General features: G+C 71.5%; 19 protein-coding genes. 11 read left to right on the top strand and 8 right to left on the bottom strand.

Going from position 1 to position 21,297, the window contains the following annotated elements; all coding sequences use genetic code 11:
- The first annotated feature begins 230 nt into the window (after positions 1-230).
- Genes kdpF through ACZ7OU_RS45225 form a run of 7 tightly spaced genes read left to right on the top strand, consistent with a single transcriptional unit; the run spans position 231 to position 8,149 of the window.
- Positions 231-332 carry a K(+)-transporting ATPase subunit F gene (gene kdpF, locus ACZ7OU_RS45195; protein ID WP_328443292.1) on the top strand — a complete coding sequence of 34 codons (102 nt, stop codon included), beginning with the start codon at positions 231-233 and terminating at the stop codon, positions 330-332.
- A complete protein-coding gene (gene kdpA / locus ACZ7OU_RS45200; RefSeq protein ID WP_470259987.1) occupies positions 332-1,993 on the top strand; it encodes a potassium-transporting ATPase subunit KdpA in 1,662 nt (553 codons plus the stop codon). The genes kdpF and kdpA overlap by 1 nt, the downstream gene beginning before the upstream one ends.
- Positions 1,990-4,038, top strand: a complete 2,049-nt coding sequence (kdpB, locus tag ACZ7OU_RS45205; RefSeq protein ID WP_470259988.1) for a potassium-transporting ATPase subunit KdpB — start codon at positions 1,990-1,992, stop codon at positions 4,036-4,038. The genes kdpA and kdpB overlap by 4 nt, the downstream gene beginning before the upstream one ends.
- Positions 4,039-4,043: 5 nt before the next feature.
- Positions 4,044-4,655, top strand: coding sequence for a potassium-transporting ATPase subunit C (locus ACZ7OU_RS45210; RefSeq protein WP_470259989.1), 612 nt, complete (start codon positions 4,044-4,046; stop codon positions 4,653-4,655).
- Positions 4,656-4,659: 4 nt separating this feature from the next.
- Complete coding sequence (locus tag ACZ7OU_RS45215; protein WP_470259990.1) at positions 4,660-7,194, top strand: sensor histidine kinase; 2,535 nt, start codon at positions 4,660-4,662, stop codon at positions 7,192-7,194.
- A complete protein-coding gene (locus ACZ7OU_RS45220) occupies positions 7,191-7,889 on the top strand; it encodes a response regulator (RefSeq protein ID WP_470244992.1) in 699 nt (232 codons plus the stop codon). The genes ACZ7OU_RS45215 and ACZ7OU_RS45220 overlap by 4 nt, the downstream gene beginning before the upstream one ends.
- A gap of 29 nt (positions 7,890-7,918) precedes the next feature.
- On the top strand, positions 7,919-8,149 hold the full coding sequence (locus tag ACZ7OU_RS45225) for a hypothetical protein (RefSeq protein ID WP_470244991.1): 231 nt from the start codon (positions 7,919-7,921) through the stop codon (positions 8,147-8,149).
- Between the two features lie 60 nt (positions 8,150-8,209).
- On the opposite strand, the gene ACZ7OU_RS45230 is transcribed toward ACZ7OU_RS45225, so the two are convergent.
- The gene (locus tag ACZ7OU_RS45230; RefSeq protein ID WP_470259991.1) at positions 8,210-8,782 is read right to left on the bottom strand and encodes a hypothetical protein; all 573 of its coding nucleotides are present in this window, start codon (positions 8,780-8,782) and stop codon (positions 8,210-8,212) included.
- Between the two features lie 233 nt (positions 8,783-9,015).
- Here ACZ7OU_RS45230 and ACZ7OU_RS45235 point away from each other — a divergent pair, with 233 nt between their 5' ends.
- Both ACZ7OU_RS45235 and smc read left to right on the top strand, forming a co-directional pair.
- A complete protein-coding gene (locus tag ACZ7OU_RS45235; RefSeq protein WP_470244988.1) occupies positions 9,016-9,303 on the top strand; it encodes an acylphosphatase in 288 nt (95 codons plus the stop codon).
- 169 nt (positions 9,304-9,472) lie between these two features.
- Positions 9,473-13,075: a chromosome segregation protein SMC gene (gene smc, locus ACZ7OU_RS45240; RefSeq protein WP_470259992.1), complete on the top strand. Its 3,603-nt coding sequence runs from the start codon at positions 9,473-9,475 to the stop codon at positions 13,073-13,075.
- 4 nt (positions 13,076-13,079) lie between these two features.
- Here smc and ACZ7OU_RS45245 read toward each other — a convergent pair whose 3' ends face one another.
- From ACZ7OU_RS45245 to ACZ7OU_RS45260, 4 genes are all read right to left on the bottom strand, one after another.
- Positions 13,080-13,304: a hypothetical protein gene (locus ACZ7OU_RS45245; RefSeq protein WP_470259993.1), complete on the bottom strand. Its 225-nt coding sequence runs from the start codon at positions 13,302-13,304 to the stop codon at positions 13,080-13,082.
- A 56-nt stretch (positions 13,305-13,360) separates the two neighbouring features.
- Positions 13,361-13,861, bottom strand: a complete 501-nt coding sequence (locus ACZ7OU_RS45250; protein ID WP_470259994.1) for a DUF3455 domain-containing protein — start codon at positions 13,859-13,861, stop codon at positions 13,361-13,363.
- Between the two features lie 84 nt (positions 13,862-13,945).
- Positions 13,946-15,511: a sodium:solute symporter gene (locus ACZ7OU_RS45255; protein ID WP_470259995.1), complete on the bottom strand. Its 1,566-nt coding sequence runs from the start codon at positions 15,509-15,511 to the stop codon at positions 13,946-13,948.
- Positions 15,512-15,531: 20 nt separating this feature from the next.
- Positions 15,532-16,740 carry an anhydro-N-acetylmuramic acid kinase gene (locus ACZ7OU_RS45260; RefSeq protein ID WP_470259996.1) on the bottom strand — a complete coding sequence of 403 codons (1,209 nt, stop codon included), beginning with the start codon at positions 16,738-16,740 and terminating at the stop codon, positions 15,532-15,534.
- 140 nt (positions 16,741-16,880) lie between these two features.
- On the opposite strand from ACZ7OU_RS45260, the gene ftsY reads away from it, so the two are divergent.
- Positions 16,881-18,167, top strand: coding sequence for a signal recognition particle-docking protein FtsY (ftsY, locus tag ACZ7OU_RS45265; protein ID WP_470244982.1), 1,287 nt, complete (start codon positions 16,881-16,883; stop codon positions 18,165-18,167).
- A 128-nt stretch (positions 18,168-18,295) separates the two neighbouring features.
- On the opposite strand, the gene ACZ7OU_RS45270 is transcribed toward ftsY, so the two are convergent.
- Positions 18,296-18,766, bottom strand: a complete 471-nt coding sequence (locus ACZ7OU_RS45270) for a hypothetical protein (RefSeq protein WP_470244981.1) — start codon at positions 18,764-18,766, stop codon at positions 18,296-18,298.
- Between the two features lie 147 nt (positions 18,767-18,913).
- Between ACZ7OU_RS45270 and ACZ7OU_RS45275 the strand changes: the two genes are divergently transcribed.
- Entirely contained in the window at positions 18,914-19,414 is a 501-nt protein-coding gene (locus tag ACZ7OU_RS45275) for a GNAT family N-acetyltransferase (protein ID WP_470259997.1), read from the top strand.
- Here ACZ7OU_RS45275 and ACZ7OU_RS45280 read toward each other — a convergent pair.
- Together ACZ7OU_RS45280 and ACZ7OU_RS45285 are read right to left on the bottom strand one after the other, a co-directional pair.
- Positions 19,411-20,400: an IS481 family transposase gene (locus ACZ7OU_RS45280; RefSeq protein WP_470259999.1), complete on the bottom strand. Its 990-nt coding sequence runs from the start codon at positions 20,398-20,400 to the stop codon at positions 19,411-19,413. The genes ACZ7OU_RS45275 and ACZ7OU_RS45280 overlap by 4 nt on opposite strands.
- A gap of 117 nt (positions 20,401-20,517) precedes the next feature.
- Positions 20,518-21,294 (bottom strand): IclR family transcriptional regulator, encoded by a 777-nt coding sequence (locus ACZ7OU_RS45285; RefSeq protein ID WP_470260000.1) that lies wholly within the window; start codon positions 21,292-21,294, stop codon positions 20,518-20,520.
- Positions 21,295-21,297: the final 3 nt, after the last annotated feature.

Genomic DNA, 21,297 nt, shown 5'->3' on the forward strand with positions numbered 1-21,297 from the left:
CGTGACGCCCGCCACCCGCCATAAAGACGGCGTAAATGGGTGTCAGGAACGCATCAAGAGGCCGTCAGCCGCAGGTCGGGACGGGGTCCCGCAGCCGCACAGTGAACTGTCCGGTCACCGAACCCGGTGACCCGTCTTGAGAGGTGCCCTGTGGCCGACTTGCTCTACGCCGTCCTGCTGATCGGCGTGTTCGTGGTGCTCGCGCTGGCGCTGCGCGGGCTGGAGAAGCTGTGAGCGGCGCCGGGACCGTGGCCAACATCGTCGGCGGGCTGCTGGCGCTCGGCCTGCTCGTGTACCTGTTCGTCGCCTTGATCAGGCCGGAGAAATTCTGATGTCCGACACGACGGCCGGGCTCATCCAGCTCGGCCTCCTCCTCGCCGCCCTCGCCGCGGTCTACAAACCGCTCGGCGACTACCTGGCGCGCGTCTTCTCGACCGAGAAGCACTGGAAGCTCGAGAAAGGGCTGTACAAGCTCTTCCGCGTCAACCCGGACTCCGAGCAGCGCTGGCCGACCTACGCCGCGGGCGTGCTCGGCTTCTCGTTCGTCTCGGTCGTCCTGCTCTACCTGCTGCAGCGGCTCCAGCCGCTCCTGCCGTGGAACCTGGGCCGCGGCTCGGTGAGCCCGGGCGTCGCGTTCAACACCGCGGTCTCCTTCGTCACCAACACGAACTGGCAGTCCTACGTCCCCGAGACGACGATGGGCCACTTCGTGCAGATGGCCGGGCTGACCGTGCAGAACTTCCTGTCGGCGGGCGTCGGCCTGGCCGTGGCGATCGCGGTCACCCGCGGGTTCGTCCGCGCGAAGACCGACCGGCTCGGCAACTTCTGGGTGGACCTCACGCGCGGCACGGTCCGCGTCCTGCTGCCGATGGCGTTCGTCTTCGCGATCGTGCTGATCGCGCTCGGCGTGGTGCAGAGCCTCAAGGCCGGCGTTGCCGTGACGAACCCGGACGGCAGCCACAGCACCATCGCGCTGGCTCCGGCGGCGAGCCAGGAGGCGATCAAGGAGCTCGGCACCAACGGCGGCGGCATCCTCAACGCCAACTCCGCGCACCCGTTCGAGAACCCCACCGCCTGGACGAACCTCATCGAGCTGTTCCTGATCCTGGTGATCCCGGTCAGCCTGACCCGCGCGTTCGGCAAGATGGTCGGCAAGCCCAAGCAGGGGTACGTCCTGCTCGGCGTGATGAGCCTGCTCTGGGCCGCGTCGCTGGCGATCATCTGGTTCTCCGAAGCCAACGCGAGCAACCCGGCGGCGCTGGCCGCGGGCGCGAGCATGGAAGGCAAGGAGCAGCGGTTCGGCATCGGGTTGACGTCGATCTTCGCCGACACCACCACGGGGACCTCGACCGGCGCGATCAACGGCGCCCACGACAGTCTCTCGGGCCTCGGCGGCGGGGGACCGCTGCTGAACATGCTCTACGGCGAGATCTCGCCCGGCGGCGTCGGCACCGGCCTCTACGGGATCCTGGTCATGGCGATCATCGCGATGTTCCTGGCCGGCCTGATGGTCGGGCGCACGCCGGAGTACCTGGGCAAGAAGCTCGGCAAGCGCGAGGTCACCGCCGCTGCGATCGCCATGCTCGCGATGCCGACCGTGGTGCTGCTCGGCTCCGGGATCACGCTGCTGCTGCCGGGCACGACGGGCGCGCTCGGCAACGGCGGCGCGCACGGCCTGTCCGAAATCCTCTACGGCTACGCGTCCACCGGCAACAACAACGGCAGCGCGTTCGGCGGCCTGACCGCGACGAGCGACTGGTTCCAGTCGTCGTTCGGCGTCGCCATGGCGATCGGCCGGTTCGTGCCGATCCTCGCCGTGCTCTGCCTGGCCGGTTCCCTGGCCGCGCAGCGCAAGGTGCCCGAAACCGCCGGCACGCTGCCCACCACCGGGCCGCTGTTCGCCACCATGCTCACCGGCACGGTGGTGCTCGTCGCGGCCCTCACCTTCATCCCGGCGCTCGCGCTCGGGCCCATCGCGGAGGCACTCGCATGACCGTCACCGAAGAACGACCCCAGGTGACTCCCGCCGAACCCGCCGGCCGGGTCGGCGCCGGGGTGTTCAGCCCCCGCCAGCTCTGGACGTCCCTGCCGGACGCGTTCCGCAAGCTCAACCCGAAGCACCAGCTCGGCAACCCGGTGATGTTCGTGGTGTGGGTGGGGTCCGCGCTGACCACGGTCTTCGCGGTCACCGACCCGAGCGTGTTCACCATCCTGATCGCCGTCTGGCTCTGGTTCACGGTGCTCTTCGCGAACCTCGCCGAGGCTGTCGCGGAAGGGCGCGGCAAGGCGCAGGCGGAATCCCTGCGGCGGTCGAAGAAGGAGACCGTCGCCCGCCGCCTCACGTCGAGCGGCTCGGAAGAGCAGGTGCCCGGCGTCGAGCTGAAGATCGGCGACCTGGTCGTCGTCGAGGCGGGCCAGGTGATCCCGGGCGACGGCGACGTCGTCGAGGGCATCGCGACCGTCGACGAGTCGGCCATCACCGGCGAGTCGGCCCCGGTCATCCGGGAGTCCGGCGGCGACCGCAGTGCCGTCACCGGCGGCACGACGGTGCTGAGCGACCGGGTCGTCGTCAAGATCACGACCAAGCCGGGCGAGTCCTTCGTGGACCGCATGATCGCGTTGGTGGAAGGCGCTTCGCGGCAGAAGACGCCGAACGAGATCGCGCTGACCATCCTGCTCTCGACGTTGACGATCATCTTCCTGCTCGCCGTCGTGGCTCTGCAGCCGATGGCCCGCTACTCCGGCAGCGAGCAGTCCGTGATCGTGCTGACCGCGCTGCTGGTCTGCCTGATCCCGACGACGATCGGCGCGCTGCTGAGCGCCATCGGCATCGCGGGCATGGACCGCTTGGTGCAGCGCAACGTCCTCGCGACGTCGGGCCGCGCGGTGGAGGCCGCCGGCGACGTCTCGACGTTGCTGCTCGACAAGACCGGCACCATCACCTTCGGCAACCGCCGGGCCACCGAGCTGATCCCGGTCGGAACGTCCACTATGGACGAACTCGCGCGGGCCGCCCGCCTGGCCAGCCTGGCCGACGAAACCCCCGAGGGACGCAGCGTCGTCGAGCTGACCGCGGCCCACGCGTCCCAAGACGAACGGGGCGAGTTCGTCCCGTTCACCGCGCAGACGCGGATGAGCGGCATGGACCTCGGCAGCCGGCGGATCCGCAAGGGGGCCGCGTCCGCGGTCCGCGCCTGGGTGCGCGACAACGGCGGCGAGTTCCCCGACGAGACCGAGCGCGTCGTCGACGAGATCAGCGCCCAGGGTGGCACGCCGCTGGTCGTCGCCGAGGAAACCGTGGTGCGCGGGGTGATCCGGCTGTCCGACGTCGTCAAGCCGGGCATGAAGGAGCGCTTCAAGGAACTGCGCGCGATGGGCATCAAGACGGTGATGATCACCGGCGACAACCCGCTCACCGCCAAGGCCATCGCCGCGGACGCGGGCGTCGACGACTACCTCGCCGAGGCCAAGCCCGAAGACAAGATGGCGCTCATCAAGAAGGAGCAGGAAGGCGGACGGCTCGTCGCGATGACCGGCGACGGCACCAACGACGCGCCCGCGCTCGCGCAGTCCGACGTCGGCGTCGCGATGAACACCGGCACGTCGGCCGCGAAGGAGGCCGGCAACATGGTCGACCTCGACAGCGACCCGACGAAGCTGATCGAGATCGTCGAGATCGGCAAGCAGCTGCTGATCACGCGCGGCGCGCTGACGACGTTCAGCGTCGCCAACGACCTCGCGAAGTACTTCGCGATCCTGCCCGCGATGTTCACCGGCATCTTCGCCCAGCTCGGCGCGCTCAACATCATGCACCTGGCCACGCCGAAGTCGGCGATCCTCTCCGCGGTCATCTTCAACGCGCTGATCATCGTCGTGCTGATCCCGCTGGCCCTGCGCGGCGTGCGGTACAAGCCGTCGTCGGCCTCGGCCCTGCTGCGCCGCAACCTGCTCGTCTACGGCCTCGGCGGCATCGTCAGCCCCTTCCTCGGGATCTGGCTGATCGACCTGCTCGTGCGCCTCATCCCTGGAATCGGGTGAACGTCGTGAACACTCTCGTCAAGCAGACGTGGGCCGGGCTGCGCGTCCTGCTCGTGATGACGGTCCTGCTCGGGATCCTCTACCCCCTGGCGGTGTGGGCGGTCGCCCGCATCCCCGGGCTGGAGGGCAACGCCGAAGGCTCGGTCGTCACGCAGAACGGCCAGGCGGTGGGGTCGTCGCTCATCGGCGTCGACCCCGTGCCGGCCGACCCGGCGCACGACCCGTGGTTCCACAACCGACCCTCGGCGCTTTCGAAGGACGCGCTCGGCCCCGGTGACCCGTCGACCTCCGGCGCGTCCAACAAGGGCCCGTACAACGAGGACCTGGTGAAGACCATCCAGGAACGGCGCGACCTCATCGCCCAGCGCGAAGGCGTGTCACCCGGTCAGGTACCGCCGGACGCGGTGACGGCGTCGGGCTCAGGCCTCGACCCGGCGATCAGCGTCGCCTACGCCGACCTTCAGATCGCCCGAGTGGCCCGCGTGACCGGGTTGCCGGTGGAGCGGGTGAAGCAGCTCGTCGAAGCGAACACCTCCGGCGCGGGAATCGGCGTCCCCGGCGTCAATGTGCTCCAGCTCAACTTGGCCGTGCAAGGTGCGGCCGGAGGGGCACACTGACAGCGTGACCACCGCGAACGCACCGAAGCCGCGCCGGGGAGAGCTGAGGATCTACCTCGGCGCGGCTCCGGGCGTCGGCAAGACCTTCGCCATGCTCGGCGAAGCGCGCCGGCGCCTGGACCGCGGCACGGACGTCGTCGTCGGGCTGGTGGAGACGCACGGCCGCGAGAAGACCGCGGTGCTGCTCGACGGCCTCGAGATCGTGCCGCGGCGCCCCGCCGGCCACCGCGGCCGCGAGTTCGACGAGATGGACGTCGACGCCATCCTCGCGCGTGCCCCGGAGGTCGCCGTCGTCGACGAGCTCGCGCACACCAACGTGCCCGGTTCGCGCAACGCCAAGCGCTGGCAGGACGTCGAGCAGCTCCTGGAAGCCGGGATCGACGTCCTGTCCACGGTCAACGTCCAGCACCTGCAGAGCCTCAACGACGTCGTCGAGCGGATCACCGGCGTCACCCAGCAGGAGACCGTGCCGGACGAGGTCGTCCGCCGCGCCGAACAGCTCGAGCTGGTCGACCTGACGCCGGAGGCGCTGCGGCGGCGGCTCGCCCACGGCAACATCTACCCGGCCGAGCGGATCGACGCCGCGCTCGGCAACTACTTCCGCCCCGGCAACCTCACCGCGCTGCGCGAGCTCGCCCTGCTCTGGGTCGCCGACCAGGTCGACGTCGCCCTGCAGCGCTACCGCGCCGAGCAGAGCATCACCGAGACCTGGGAGGCGCGCGAACGCGTCGTCGTCTCCATCACCGGCGGCGAGGAGAGCGAGACGCTCATCCGCCGCGCCAGCCGGATCGCCACCCGCGCCGGCGCCGAGCTGCAGGTCGTCCACATCCTGCGCGGCGACGGCCTCTCCGGGCTCGGACCGGCCGCGATCGCCCGCTGCCGGACGCTCGCCGAAGAGGTCGGCGCGACCTTCCACACCGTCGTCGGCGACGACGTCCCGACCGCCCTGCTGGACTTCGCCCGCGGCGTCAACGCGACCCAGCTGGTGATCGGCACTTCGCGGCGTTCGCGCGTGGCGCGGCTGTTCGACGAGGGCATCGGCGCCGGCGTCGTGCGGCAGTCCGGCTCGATCGACGTCCACATGGTCACCCACTCCGAGGCGGGCGGGCGCCTGCGGGCCCGGCTGAGCGCGAGCCCGCTGGGGTTCTCGCGGCTGGTCGCGGGCTGGGTGCTCAGCGTCGTGCTGCCGGTGCTGGTCACGGTCGTCGGGTTCTTCATCCCGGCCGGGCTCGACTTCGCCACCGACGTCATCTCCTACGTGCTGGCGACCGTCGTCGTGGCGCTGGTCGGCGGGCTCGGGCCGGCGCTGGTCGCGGCCGTGCTCGGCGCCGGGCTGCTGAACTTCTTCTTCACGCCACCGCTGTACACGCTGACCGTGCACACCCCGCAGAACCTCGTGACGCTGATCGCGATGGTCGTGGTCGCGGTGCTCGTCGCGCTGGTCGTCGACCAGGCGGCGCGCCGGGCCACGCAGGCGGCGCGGGCGCGGACGGAGGCGGCGCTGCTCGCCTCGTACGCCCGGACCGTGCTGACCCACGCGAACCCGATCGAGCGGCTGCTGGAGAAGGTGCGCGAGAACTTCGCGCTGACGTCGGTGACGCTGCTGGAGAAGCAGGACGGCGTCTGGCAGGGCGTCGCGACCGCGGGGGAGCACCCGTGCGCCGACCCGGACGAGGCCGACGTCGACATCGCCGTCACCGCCGACGTGCACCTGACGCTGCGCGGGCGGGCGTTGCCGGCGGCCGACCGGCGGGTGCTCGAAGCCGTGGCCGGGCAGGCCCTGCTCGCGCTGCGCCAGCAGCGGACGGCCGCCGCCGCGGCGCGCGCCGAACGCAAGGCCGAGGCGACCGAGCTGCGCACGACGCTGCTGTCCGCGGTCGGTCACGACCTGCGGACCCCGCTGACGTCGATCAAGGCGTCGATCGGCAGCCTGCGCGCGCCCGACCTCGCACTGTCCGAAGAGGACACCGCCGAGCTGATGGAGGCCATCGAGCTGTCGGCCGACCGGCTGGCCGGGCTGATCGACAACCTCCTGGACTCCTCGCGCCTGGCCACCGGCGCGGTGAAGCCGCACCTGCGCCCCGTCGGCTACGACGAGATCGTCGCCCACGCCCTGTCCAATGTGGACGCTTCCGACGCGGTGCGGGTGGCGGTCGACGACCGGCTCCCGGCGGTGCTCGCCGATCCGGGCCTGCTGGAGCGCGTGGTGGCGAACGTGCTGGACAACGCCCTGCGCCACGGCGGGGCGCCGGTGTCGGCGCGGGCTTCCGCGCACTCCGGCCACGTGGAGCTGCGGATCGTCGACCACGGCAAGGGGCTGCGCAAGGGGACCGCGGACTCGGCGTTCGCGCCGTTCCAGCGGCTCGGCGGCGACCGGGACACGACGCCGGGCGTCGGGCTCGGGCTGTCGGTGGCGAAGGGGTTCACCGAGGCGATGGGCGGCACGATCCGTGCCGAGGACACGCCGGGCGGCGGGCTGACAGTCGTGGTCTCGCTGCCCGCGTACAGCGTCGAGTTCCAAGAAGAGGGGGTGCGATGAGCGACACGGGCGCCACCGTGCTGGTGGTGGACGACGAGCCGCAGATCGTGCGGGCGCTGCGGATCAACCTGAACGCCCGCGGCTACAAGGTGATCACCGCGCACGACGGCACGGCCGCGCTCAAGGCGGTCGCCGAGACCAAGCCGGACGTCGTGGTGCTCGACCTCGGGCTGCCCGACCTGGACGGCACCGAGGTCATCGCGGGCCTGCGCGGCTGGACGACGGTCCCGATCATCGTGCTGTCCGCGCGCGGCGACTCGGCCGACAAGGTCCAGGCCCTCGACGCGGGCGCGGACGACTACGTCACGAAGCCGTTCGGGATGGACGAGCTGCTGGCCCGGCTGCGGGCGGCGGTCCGCCGCTCGGCGGTGACGGGCGCGGACGACGTGGACGCGGTCGTCGAGACGTCGTCGTTCAGCGTGGACCTGGCCGCGAAGAAGGTCCGCCGCACCGACGGCGTCGAGGTCCACCTGACGAAGACGGAGTGGGGCGTGCTGGAGCTGCTGGTCCGCAACCGCGGCCGGCTGGTGGCGCAGAAGCAGCTGCTGCACGAGGTGTGGGGCCCGTCGTACGAGCGGGAGTCCCACTACCTGCGGGTGTACCTGGCCCAGCTGCGGCGCAAGCTGGAGCCGGAGCCGTCGCGGCCCCGCCACCTGCTCACCGAGCCGGGGATGGGTTACCGCTTCGAGGTCTAGGACGCCGTCCGGCGGGGTACCTCACCGGCATGGACGGGTCGAAGACGTGGCTGCTCGGCGGTGAGCGCATCCCGCCGGTGATCGTGCTGACGCTGGCGGTCGGGGCGACCTTCGGGGTGACCGGCTGGATCCTCACGGCCTTCGACGGCGAAGAGGTCGGCTGGGCGAGGTGGCTGCGCATCGCGGCCGCGGGCGCCGGGGCGCTGCTGACGGTCTACCTGTGGAGGCTGTTCGCCCACCGGCTCCGCCGCGACGGCTGACCCCTGGGCTGGACATGCCGAAGGCCACCGCCGCGGCGGTGGCCTTCGCTGTTCGCTGTCTTACTGCGCGCGCGTGGTGCTTCCCGTCGGAGTCGACGATGTGCCGGTCGGAGCGGCCGTCGGCGAACCACCGGTGCTCTCGCCGCCGCCGGTCGTGGGCGTCGTCGGGGTGGTGGTGGGCGTCGTCGGGGTGGTGGTGGGCGGCGGGGTCGATTTCGTCGTCGTCGGGGGCGGCGTCGAGGTCACCGGGGGCGGGTTGCCCGTGTCGTCGCGGGGCGGCGGGGGCGGGTCGGCGTGGGTGACCACCGTGGTCGTCGTCTTGCCGTCCGGGCTGATCGACACGACCGTGCTCGGCGCGGTCGAGGACGTCGCCGACTCGCTCGACGTCGGCGCGCCGACGGTCGACGGACCGGCCGACGACGGGGTGTTCGGCACCGTCTGCAGGCCGGCCTGCGAAGTGCCCTGGCCGCCGGTGCCACCGGTGCCGCCCGCGGTGGTGGCGGGGTCCGGGCCGGCGAGCTCGGCGACGGCGGCGAACGCGGTCGCGACCACCAGGCCGGCCACCCCGAGCACGACGTACCCGGTGCGGTTCGGTTTGCTGCTCTTGGGCGGGGCGGTGTCGATCCTGCTCACGTGCGAGCTCGATGCGGACCCGTCGGGGCGGGGCATTGCAGGCTCCTCGGGGGGCTCGGGAGAGGCTGGGGATACGCCGTGCGAGGTCGTTAATCGATCACTGCTTTCCCGAGCGGGGGAACCCGGGAGGACGACCTCGGCGGCGAGGCTATCACCGTCGGTGCCTTATTCGCCCAGGTAGTGAGCTTGTGCGATCACTGTGTGCAGTCGAAGTGTCCGGAAGGGATGAAAGCGTGAGTGAGGGACAAACGAACACCAGATTGACGGCGTGGGTCCGCGGGCGCGTCCAGGGTGTCGGTTTCCGCTGGTGGACCCGTAGCCGGGCGCTCGAGCTCGGGTTGGTGGGCAGTGCCCGCAACATGCCCGACGGGCGTGTCGAGGTCATAGCGGAGGGTGATCGAGACCACTGTGAGCGGTTGCTGACCGCCCTGCGGTCCGGAGAATCACCCGGAAGTGTGGAGAACGTCGTCGAGCGCTGGTCCGACCCGAAAGGGGGACTCGGCGGCTTCCTCGAACGCTGACGCGGGCCTTGGTACTTCCGGGGCGGGTGTGACGCAGGAGGTTGCTGAGGCCTCCGAAGATGTGCTAAGGCGCGCCGATGAGGGGGCGCGTCCGGCGGTCCCCGGGAGCCCCCGGGTAGCCTGGGACGATTGAATCGCCAGTACCGGCAGCCAGAGGGGTCAGCACCCAGTGCACCTGAAAAGCCTGACGCTCAAGGGCTTCAAGTCCTTCGCCTCGGCCACCACGCTGCGCTTCGAGCCGGGCATCACCTGCGTGGTCGGGCCGAACGGCTCCGGCAAGTCCAACGTGCTGGACGCCCTGCGCTGGGTCATGGGCACCCAGGGCGCCAAGGACCTGCGCGGCGGCAAGATGGAGGACGTCATCTTCGCCGGCACCGCGGGCCGCGCCCCGCTCGGCCGCGCCGAGGTCACCCTCACCATCGACAACGCCGACGGCGCGCTCCCGATCGAGTACGCCGAGGTGTCGATCACCCGCCGGATGTTCCGCGACGGCGCGAGCGAGTACGAGATCAACGGCGACCGCTGCCGCCTGATGGACGTCCAGGAGCTGCTCTCGGACTCCGGTATCGGCCGCGAGATGCACGTCATCGTCGGGCAGGGCCAGCTCTCGGCGATCCTCGAGTCCAAGCCCGAAGAGCGCCGCGCCTTCATCGAAGAGGCCGCCGGCGTCCTCAAGCACCGCAAGCGCAAGGAACAGACCCTGCGCAAGCTGGCCAACATGCAGGGCAACCTCGACCGCCTCGGCGACCTCACCACCGAGCTGCGCCGCCAGCTCAAGCCGCTGGGCAAGCAGGCCGAGATCGCCCGCCGGGCCCAGGCCGTCCAGTCCGAGCTGCGCGACTCCCGCCTGCGCCTGCTCGCCGACGACCTGGTCACCCAGCGCAGCGCGATCACGCGCGACGAGGCCGACGAGAAGACCGCGCGCCAGCGTCGCGCCGAGGTCGAGCAGACCCTCGAGATCGTCTCCGCCGAGGAGACCGAGCTGGAGTCGTCGCTCGCCGAGGACGCGCCGCTGCTGCAGACCGCCCAGGAGACCTGGTACAAGCTTTCCGCGCTGGCCGAGCGCTTGCGCGGCACCGTCCGGCTCGCGATCGAGCGGCAGCGCCACCTGTCGGCCGACGTCTCGACGTCGACCGGCGGCCGCGACCCCGAAGAGCTGCTCGAAGAGGCCGAGCGCGTCGCCGAGCAGGAAGAGGAGCTCAACGAGGCCGTCATGGAGGCCCGTGAGCTGCTCGCCCAGACCGTGCTGCGCCGCGAAGACCTCGAACAGCGCGTCCAGGCCGCCGAGCGCGCGCACTGGGCCGCCGTCCGCGCCATCGCCGACCGCCGCGAGGGCATGGCCAAGCTGACCGGCCAGGTCGAGGCGCTGCGCAGCAAGAACGGCGCGACCTCCGACGAGATCGACCGCCTGAGCGTCTCCCTCGAGGAGTCCGCCGAGCGCGCCGAGATCGCCGTCGAAGAGCTCGAAGTGGCCAAGGCCGAGGGCGGCGTCGAGGAGTCCGACGATTCCGGCCTGATGGACCGCCACGACCGCGCGGTCGAGGCCAACAACGCGGCCAAGGCGCGCGTCGAAGAGCTGGTCAAGGCCGAACGCACCGCCGAGCGCGAGATCGCGTCCGAGAAGGCCCGCGTCGAGGCGCTGTCGATGGGCCTGAGGCGCAAGGACGGCGCGGGCGCGCTGCTCGGCGCGTCCCACGAGCTGCCGGGCCTGCTCGGCTCGGTCGCCGCGCTGCTGACTGTCGAGCCGGGGTACGAGGTCGCGCTGGCCGCGGCGCTCGGCCCGGTGGCCGACGCGGTCGCCGTCACCGGCGGCGAAGACGCCCTGCGCGCGCTCAGGTACCTGAAGGACACCGACTCCGGCCGCGCGGGCATCCTGCTCGGCGGGCCCGAGTCCACTGTGGACACGTACTCGTGGCCGTCGCTGCCGGAAGGCGCGCGCTGGGCCCGCGAGGTCGTCGCGGCGCCGGCGCAGCTGCGGCCGGCCGTCGAGCAGGCCCTCGACAAGCTGGCCCTGGTTCGCGACCTCGACGCGGCCCGCCACCTGGTCGCGGTGCACCCGGAGGTCCGGGCGGTCACCGCCGAAGGCGACGTCTTCGGGTCCCGCTGGGCGATCGGTGGCTCGGGCAAGCGCGAGAGCGTCATCGAGGTCCAGGCCGCCGTCGACGAGGCGGGGGAGCGGCTCCGCACGGCCGAACGCTCGCTGGAGCGCTACGCGGCCGAGCTGGAAGGAGCCCGCGCCGAGCAGCAAGCGCGTCGCGAAGAGGTTTCCCAGGCCAAGGACGCGCTCGGCGAGGCCAAGGTCCGCAAGGCCCGGTCGTCGGAGCGGCTGAGCCGGCTGCAGCAGGCGGCCCGCCAGGCCCAGGCCGAGGTCGAACGCTTCAGCGGCCAGCGCGCGAAGGTCGAGCAGAGCCGCGAGCAGGCCCTGGCCCAGCTCGCCGAGCTGGAGGAACGGCTCGCCGCCGTCGCCGAGCAGCCCGTCGAGGACGACCCGGACACCGCCGAGCGCGACGCCGCCGTCGAAGAGCTGGCCGTCGTCCGGCAGGAGGAGATGGAGGCGCGGCTCGCGCAGCGCACCGCCGAGGAGCGGGCGCGCAGCATCGCGGGCAAGGCCGAGGGCCTCCGCCGCGCCGCGCACGCCGAGCAGCAGGCCCGTGAACGCGCCGAGCGCGCGGCCGCGAACCGCAAGCGCGGCGCCGAGATCGCCAACGCCGTCGTCAACGGCGGCGAGATCGCCCTGGAACGCATCGAGCAGTCGGTCCAGCGCGCGGCCGCCGAGCGCGACCAGGTCCAGGCCCGCCGCCAGAGCCGCGAGGCCGCGCTGACCGGCGTCCGCGCCAAGGTCCGCGAGCTCACCGGCGAGCTGGAGAAGCTGACCGACGCCGTCCACCGCGACGAGGTGCTGCGCGCCGAGCAGCGGCTGCGGCTGGAGACCCTGGAAGCCAAGATCGCCGAGGACTTCGGCATCGGCCTCACCGACCTGGTCCAGGAGTACGGCCCGGACGTCCCGGTCCCGCCGAGCGCGGGCGAGATGGCCGAGTACGAAGCGGCGAAGGACCGCGGCGAAGACGTCACCCAGCCGCCGCCGATGCCGTACGACCGCGACACCCAGGCCCGCCGCGCCAAGCGCGCCGAGAAGGACCTTTCCCTGCTGGGCAAGGTGAACCCGCTCGCGCTGGAGGAGTTCGCGGCGCTGGAGGAGCGGTACAAGTTCCTCTCCACGCAGCTCGAGGACCTCAAGGACACCCGCAAGGACCTCGAGGCGGTCATCAAGCAGGTCGACGAGAAGATCCTCGAGGTGTTCGCCGGGGCCTACGCCGACGTGGCCCGCGAGTTCGAGACGGTGTTCAGCGTGCTGTTCCCGGGCGGTGAGGGCCGGATGGTCCTGACCGAGCCGGACGACCTGCTGAGCACCGGCGTCGACGTCGAAGCGCGCCCGCCGGGCAAGAAGGTGAAGCGGCTTTCGCTGCTGTCCGGTGGCGAGAAGTCGCTGGTCGCGGTCGGCATGCTGGTCGCGATCTTCCGCGCCCGGCCCTCACCCTTCTACGTCATGGACGAGGTCGAGGCCGCGCTGGACGACACCAACATGCGCCGGCTGATCGGGCTGCTGGAGCAGCTGCGCGACTCGTCGCAGCTGATCATCATCACCCACCAGAAGCCGACGATGGAGATCGCCGACGCGCTCTACGGCGTGAGCATGCAGGGCGACGGCATCACGAAGGTGATCTCGCAGCGCCTGCGCACGGCCGACGACGAACCGGTCGCGGTCGGCTGACGCGTCACATGTCGTCTTCGCGCGGCGCGCGGCGGTCGTCGCCCCGCACGCGCGGCTCGTACGTGCTCAGGTCGTTGCCGACGCTGCCGGCGTCGCCGATGGTCGGCCGCCGCCCGCCCGGCCGGAGCATTCCGTGCTTGACGCCGCGCTTGCGGTCGAGCCGGTCCATGACCAGGCCGACGACGAGCAGCACGGCGAGCACCACCCCGATGCCGATGAAGAACCCCATGTGAGACCCCCTTGCCCGCTCCCAGGTTACGGGAGCGGGAGGGGTGCCACATCCACTTATCCGGCGACCCAGAAGGCGTAGTCGGCCGAGTAGCGGACCGCGGTCTGCGCGCCGTCGGTGCAGGTCCCGGCCGGTGCCACCCCGCCGCGCGTGTTCAGGCGCTGGACGTAGGTCACCTTGCCGAAGATCCCGTCACCCGTGTTCAGGTTCGCCTTGAGCAGCACCTCCGGGATCGCGCCGTCCCGCGGGGCGGTGGCCACCGCTGCCGCGCCGACGGTGCTGCCGTCCACAATGGACGTCCAGACCGGGCCCTTGCTGTGCAGCGCCACCGGCTTGCCGTGTTTCGAAAGCACCGCCGCGGGCTGGATCAGCGTCCACGCGCCGGCGGTGCACCCGTAGATCTGCACGCCCTCGGCCGGGTAGCTCGCCAGCGCGCGGTTGCCGGCCGGGACCTTGATCGCGTCCGGGACCTTCGGGCCCGCCGGGCTGGCCGAAGCCGTCGCCGCGCCGCCGACCAGCAGGGCGCCGATCGCGAGCGCCACCGTCATCCGCTTCATGAACCCACCTTCGATTCCTCCCGCCGCTTCTCGGCGGGCTCCCGCACCTCGACACGGGAGCCCACCGGAAACGGTTCAAAAGGATCAGGCGGCGGGGACCTCTTCCGCTTCACCGACTGCGTTGGCCTCGGCCGCCTTCGGGTCCGGCGTCCGGTGCCGCAGCGACAGCAACCCGCCGACGACCAGCGTGATCACCACGCCCAGCAGCGTGTACCAGGGGTAGGCCAGTGCCACGCGATCCCCGGCCGCCTTGGAGAAGTCGATCCCGATCAGGCCGCCGGTCTTCGCGCTGAACTTCACCCCGAGGATCACGAACGCCATCACCACGACCGTGGCGACGAACGCGACGATCGCGTCCAGCTGCCGGGCCTTCTTGATCAGCAGACCGAGCAGGAACGACCCGAGCAGCGCGCCGTAGGTGTACCCGGTGATCGCGAGACCCAGCTCGATCACGGAGTTCTTCGTGGTCGAGAACAACGACGCGAAGAGCGCGAACACGACCGCCCAGATCAGCGTCCACATGCGACCGTGCTGCAGCAGCTTCGAGTCCTCGGGCGCACGCTTGGTGAAGCGCTGGTAGAGGTCGGCCACGGTCGACGTCGAAAGGGCGTTGAGCGCCGAGGCCAGCGCGCCCATGGTCGACGCGAGGACACCCGCGATGAGCAGGCCCGACACACCGACCGGCAGGTCGTCGATGATGAACCGGGAGAACACGTCGTCCGGACTCTGCAGGCCGAGCTGCGCGACCGACTTGCGGCCGTTGAACACCCACAGCATGGCCCCGACCAGCAGGAACAGCGCGAACTGGATGGTGACGATGATGCCGGAGCCGATGAGCGCCTTCTGGCCGTCGCGCAGGCTGCGCGTGGCCATCAGCCGCTGCGCGATCAGCTGGTCCGCGCCGTGCGAGGCCATCGACAGCGCCGCGCCGCCGAGCACCGCCGTGATGAAGGCGTACGGGCTGGTCAGCAGGTTCTTCGTGAAGTCGACGAGCATGAACTTGCCGTCGTCGGAGGCTTGGGTCATCCAGTCGCCGGGCAGCTTGTTCAGCAGCACGATCGCCGCCACCGCCGCGCCGCCGAGGTACAGCGTCAGCTGGATGACGTCGACCCAGACGACCGCCTTGATCCCGCCGATGTAGGCGTAGATCAGCGTCAGCGCGGTCAGGATCACCACGATCACCCAGTAGTCCAGGTGGATGTTGTAGTGCCCGAGGATCACCTTGATCGGGATCGCGCCGGCGAACAGACGGACGCCTTCGGCCAGCAGCCGGGTGATCACGAACGTCACCGACGCCGTGCCCTGCAGCCCGGAGCCGAACCGCTTGCCCAGGAACGCGTACGCGCTCACGAGGTTGCCCTTGAAGTACCGCGGCAGCAGCACGAACGCGGCGATGACCCGGCCGATGATGTAGCCGAAAGCCAGCTGCAGGAACAGGAAAGCGTTGCCGAAGACGAGCCCCGGCGTGCTGATCACGGTGAGCGTCGAGGTCTCCGTGGCCACCACGGACAGCATCACCGCACCCCACGGGAGGCTGCGCTCGCCGACGAAGTAGTCGGCCGCCGACCGTTGCTTCCGGCCGACGAGCACGCCTATCAGCGGCATCGCCGCCAGGTAGACCACGATGATGGCGAGGTCAACACCACGCATGGACTTCTCCTACTGTCATGTCATCCGGCCTTCTCCGAGACTCGCAACCGCGTCACGGTGCCCCCCAGCGGGGCGGGAAGGTTCAGGGGCCCGGCGCCCGGGACGAGCGCGCCGAGCAGGCGCGGCCCGCGGGCACCGGTGGCGGACGGCACCGTGCCGGGCACGCCGCACCAGGTGAGCCAGCCGAGCAGCGCGGTGAGGTACGCCTCCTTGCCGGCGCCGGGCAGGCCGAGGTCGTCGCTGGTCTTGAGCACCGCGTCCGGCAGGTTCCGCGCCAGCGCCGCCATCACGGCCGGGTTCGCGACCCCGCCGCCGGACGCGATCACCGTCGTGACGCCGTGGCGCGCGCACTCGCCGGCGACGGTCGCCGCGGTGAGCTCGGTCAGCGTCGCCAGGAGGTCGCCGGGGTCGACCGGCGGCAGCCCGGCGAGGGCGGCGTCGAGGTAGGGCGCGTTGAAGTACTCCTTGCCGGTGGACTTCGGTGGCGCGGCGGCGAAGTACGGGTCGGCGAGCAGCCGGCCGAGCAGGTCGGCGCGCACCGAGCCGCTGAGCGCGAGCCGGCCGTCGACGTCGCTGCGCCGCCCGGTGACGCGGTGGGCGGCGACGTCGAGCAGCGCGTTGGCGGGCCCGGTGTCGTAGGCGATCGCCGGTTCGCCGCCGGTGACGACGGTGATGTTCGCGATGCCACCGAGGTTGAGCGCGGCGACCGGCCGGCCGGTGTCCTGGGCCAGGCCGCGCAGCCACAGCTGGTCGAACGTGCTCGCCAGGGGCGCGCCGTGGCCGCCCGCGGCGACGTCCCTGGCCCGCAGGTCGGCCAGCACCGGCAGCCCGGTGCGCTCGGCGATCCAGGCGGGCTGGCCGAGCTGCAGCGTGCCGCGGACGTGACCGTCCTCGACCCAGTGGAACACCGTCTGGCCCAGCGACGCGACGAGGTCCGCGCGGCCGCCGGCCAGTTCTTCGACGCCGCGCGCGGCCGCGTCGGCGAACGCCCGGCCGACGCCGGTGTCGAGCCGGGTCAGCTCGCCGGCGGTGCAGGGGTTCGGCGGCAACGCGGCGAGCAGGCCTTCGCGCAGCGGCTCCGGGTAGGGGAGGTCGAGCTCGCCGAGCGGGGTGAGGACCACCGTGTCGTCCTCGGCGTGGAGTTCGGCGGCGGCCACGTCGATGCCGTCGACCGAGGTGCCCGAAATGAGCCCGATCACCCGGAAGCCGTGGCTCGCGCTTTTCCCCATCCGGAGGGGTTTAGTGCAGGGTCTCCGGTGGCGCAACCCCACATCGTGAAGTCTTGGCCCAATCGGGACCTACGTCGTTATGAATTGCCTGTGCGGACGGGGTGTCCGGCGCGGTGCGGTGCGGATGAAAGGATGGGCGGGTGTCGAGCACCTGGTTCCTGTTCGTAGTCCTCGCCGTCGTCGTGCTGGTCGCCCTCCTGGTGACCGGCCTGCTCGTCGCGCGCAAGCGCCGGATCACCCTGGACGCCCAGCGCGAGGTCGAAGCGAAACCGAAGGGCGGCTCCTACGCGGCCAGCGGGGGCATCGCACTGGCGCCCGGCGGGACGGCTCCCGAAGTCGAGCACCCCGTCGAGGACCGGCCTGAGACCGAGGGCCAGCCGGCGGTCGGCGACGACGCCGCGGTGCCGCGCGACTCGGCGCAGCGCACGGTCCGCGACGTCAAGCTCCCCGAAGAACCTTCCGCGCCCGCGCCCGCCCCGGTGCTCGAGGAGATCGACCCCGCGACCGGGCGCCTGGAGCGGCTGCGCGGCCGGCTGTCGAAGTCGCGGTCGGTGTTCGGGACCAGCCTGCTCGGCCTGCTCGGCGCCGGTGACCTCGACGAGGACTCCTGGCAGGACGTCGAAGACACGCTGCTGATGGCCGACCTGGGCGCGGCCACCACGACCCAGATCGTCGAGCGGCTGCGCGACGAGCTGTCCCGCCGCGCGATCCGGTCGTCGGCCGAAGCGCGCGAAGTGCTGCACGAGGTCCTGACGGCGCAGCTGTCCACCGACAGCGAGCGCGCGGTCCGGGCGCTGCCGCACATCGTCGACGGCAAGAAGCAGCCCGCGGTGGTCCTGGTGGCCGGCGTCAACGGCACGGGCAAGACGACGACCACGGGCAAGCTCGCCCGCGTCCTGGTGGCCCAGGACAAGTCGGTGGTGCTGGGCGCGGCGGACACGTTCCGCGCGGCGGCGGCCGACCAGCTGCAGACGTGGGCCGAGCGCGTGGGCGCGGAGGTCGTGCGCGGCAAGGAGGGCGCGGACCCGGCGGCGGTGGCGTTCGACGCGGTCAAGCGCGGCGTGGACACCGGCGTGGACGCGGTCCTGATCGACACGGCGGGCCGGCTCCACACGAAGACGGGCCTGATGGACGAGCTGGGCAAGGTCAAGCGCGTCGTGGAGAAGCAGGCGAAGGTCGACGAGGTCCTGCTGGTGCTGGACGCGACGACGGGCCAGAACGGCCTGATGCAGGCACGCGTGTTCGCCGAGGTCATCGACGTGACGGGCATCGTCCTGACGAAGCTGGACGGCACGGCCAAGGGCGGCATCGTGTTCCAGGTCCAGCGCGAGCTGGGCGTGCCGGTGAAGCTGGTCGGGCTCGGCGAGGGCCCGGACGACCTGGCACCGTTCGAGCCGGGCGCGTTCGTGGACGCCCTGCTCGGCTAGGTGATCGTTCCCGAGCAGGTGCCGGGTGGGCGCGGCCGGCGTCTCGAGTACGACGACCGTCTTCCGCCGCGGGTCGGCGAACCGGTTGGTGAGCCGGTCCCCGCCGTTCTCGACCCCGATTTTCGGTATCAGAGCCGGAAGAGCGGTGTCCCGTCCGCCTTGCGCAGGCCCAGCTGCAGCAGCACCGGCGCCGTCGGGCGGTTCGCCGGGATGAGGCACGGGGACGTCCGGCGAGCCGCCACGGTCAGCCGCGACCAGCCGATGCCCTGCAGGGTGCGGCGGCGCGGGTCGACCACCATCGCCGCGCCGAAGTAGGCGCCGCCCGGGACCGCGATGCGGGCCGTGTTCCCCAGGACGACCGAGAACACCGTGCCTGTGCGGCTGCCGTCCTCCTGCAGCGTCAGGATCACCGGCGTGCGCCCCTTCGCGGTGGCGTGGTGCCGCACGGTGATTTCGACCGTCCCCGCCGCGGTCTTGGGCGGGCGTGGCCACGCGGGCGGCGGCGGCGAGCCGTCGAGCGCGCGGTCGACCAGGCGGTCCAGCAGGTTCGAAGCGGCACCCTGTGCGAGCCAGGTCAGAGCGCCGGTGTGCGTGTCCATGCGGCCTCCGGCGATATTCAGGTGACGGGCGCCCGCGCGGCGGCGCACACTCCCGGGATGCCCGGTTGACGCAGCGCGCTTTTCGCCCGTGCCCCTCCTCGTAACAGACGCCCCGAAGCCGTCATTCGCTACGAGAGAGGACCCATCATGACCGTCATCACCGGCGAACGGGTGCGGTTGCGCCCGATCGTCGCAGCGGACCGCGCCCGCTTGCGCGAGATCCTGGCCACCCCGGAGGTCGCCCGCTGGTGGGGCGACCCGGACGTCGAGACCGAAGGCCTGTACACCGTCGAAGAGGGTTACTCGCCTTACGTCATCGAACTCGGCGGCGTGGTCGTCGGGCTGATCCAGAGCTGCGAGGAGGTCGACCCGCTGTACAAGCACGCGGGCATCGACATTTCGGTCCACCCGGACTTCCACGGCCGCGGCGTCGGCACGGACGCGCTGCGAGCGTTGGCCCGCCACCTGTTCGAAGCCGGTCACCACCGCCTGACGATCGACCCGGCGGCGTCCAACGAGACGGCGATCCGGGTGTACACGAAGGTGGGATTCCGCCCGGTGGGCCTGATGCGCGACTACGAGCGCGCCCCGGACGGCACCTGGCACGACGGCCTGCTGATGGACATGCTGAAGGGGGAGCTGACCTAGATGTAGTGCCCGGTGAGGTTGGGGGCGCGGCTGGCGGGTGGTTTGCCGCCGAGTGCGGTGTGGCCGCGATGGTGATTGTAGGTGTGCAACCATCCCGGGTAGGCCTCGCGTCGCTCGCGGTCTGAGCGGTAAGGGCGCGCGTAGGCCCACTCCTCGAGCAGGGTGCGGTTGAACCGCTCCACCTTCCCGTTCGTCTGCGGCCGGTAGGGACGCGTGCGTTTGTGGGCGATGTCCGCGTCGCGCAGCGTGTCGCGCCAGAGATAGGACTTGTAACAGGACCCGTTGTCGGTCAGCACCCGCGCGACGGTGATCCCGGCAGCGGCGAAGAACGCCTGAGCTCGTGCCCAGAACGCGACCGCGGTTTCTTTGGTCTCATCCGGCAGGATCTCACTGTAGGCAAGCCGGGAATGATCATCCACCGCGTTGTGCAGGTAACTGGACCCGATCTTCGGTGTGCCGTGGCGGTAACGAGCTGCGGTGGTGGCTTTCTTGTTCTGCAGACCGACGGCCCGGCCGGCGACCCGGTGCCCGCCGCCGTCGGGGATGTTGCCCAGCTTCTTGATGTCCACGTGCACCAGGTCGCCGGGTGCGGGATGTTCATAGCGGCGGACCGGTCGGCCGGTGGCACGGTCGAGATGCGAAAGCCGGGAACAGCGATAACGGACCAGGACCCGGTGCACCGTGGAGGGATTGAGCCCGAGCAGGTAAGCGATCCGCGAGGGTCCCCACCGGCGAAGCACCCGGACCTTGACGATCCGCCGCTCCACTCTGCTGGGGAGGCGGTTCGGGCTGATGTGCGGCCGGCTGGAGTGGTCGGTCATCCCGGCTTCGCCGTGCTCGCGGTAGCGGCTGGCCCACCGCAGGGCGGTGGATACCGACACCTGGAACCGCTCCGCGGCACGCCGCAGCGGCCAGCCATCGTCGACGACACACCGGGCAAGCCGTGCCCGCCCGGCCGGGGTCAAGGGTGCGTTAGCGTGGGTCACGAGGGCCTCCGTTGCTCGGGGTAGATGTCGCAATCCACACCGAACCCGGAGGCCCTCCTCACGCCAAGATCATCCGATCACGTGTCGCCACGATCGCAACCTCCCCGGGCACTACACCTAGACCGTGACGCTCGCCTGGGAGAGGCTCGCGCCCAGGGCGTCCGCCACCCGCTGGACCGCCGGGGCGATGTGCGCCACCGCCTCGGCGGTCAGCCTCCCGGACGGCCCGGACACCGACACCGCCGCGGGCACCGGGGCCCCCGGCACCGCCACCGCGACGCACCGGACACCCAGCTCCTGCTCCGCCTCGTCCAGTGCGTACCCCTGCGACGCGATGCGCGCCAGCTCGACGGCCAACGCGTCCGCGTCGGTGAACGTGTGCTCGGTGTACGCCGGCATCCCGGTCCGCTCCAGCAGGGCCCGCACGTCACCCGGGGGCAGGTGCGCCAGCATGGCCTTGCCCACGCCGGTGCCGTGCGGCAGCAGCCGCCGGCCGACCTCGGTGAACATGCGCATCGAGTGCTTCGAAGGCACCTGGGAGACGTACACCACCTCGTCACGCTCCAGGACCGCCAGGTTCGCCGTCTCGCCGACCTCCTCGACCAGCTCCGCCAGCAGCGGCCGCGCCCACGCGCCGAACTGCATGCTCGCGTTCTCACCCAACCTGATCAGCCGCGCGCCCAGCGCGTAGCGGCGGTTGGTGTTCTGCCGGACGTACCCCAGGTCGACCAGGGTGCGGATCAGCCGGTGGATCGTCGGCATCGGCAGCCCGGACAGTGTCGCGAGCTCGGACAGACTGGCCTCCCCGCCGGTGTCCGCGAGGTGTTCCAGCAGCTCGAAGGCGCGCTGCAGGGACTGGACGCCACCGTCGCGCCCGTTCTTCTCCGCTGCCACCGG

Source organism: Amycolatopsis sp. NPDC114505, assembly GCF_055633615.1.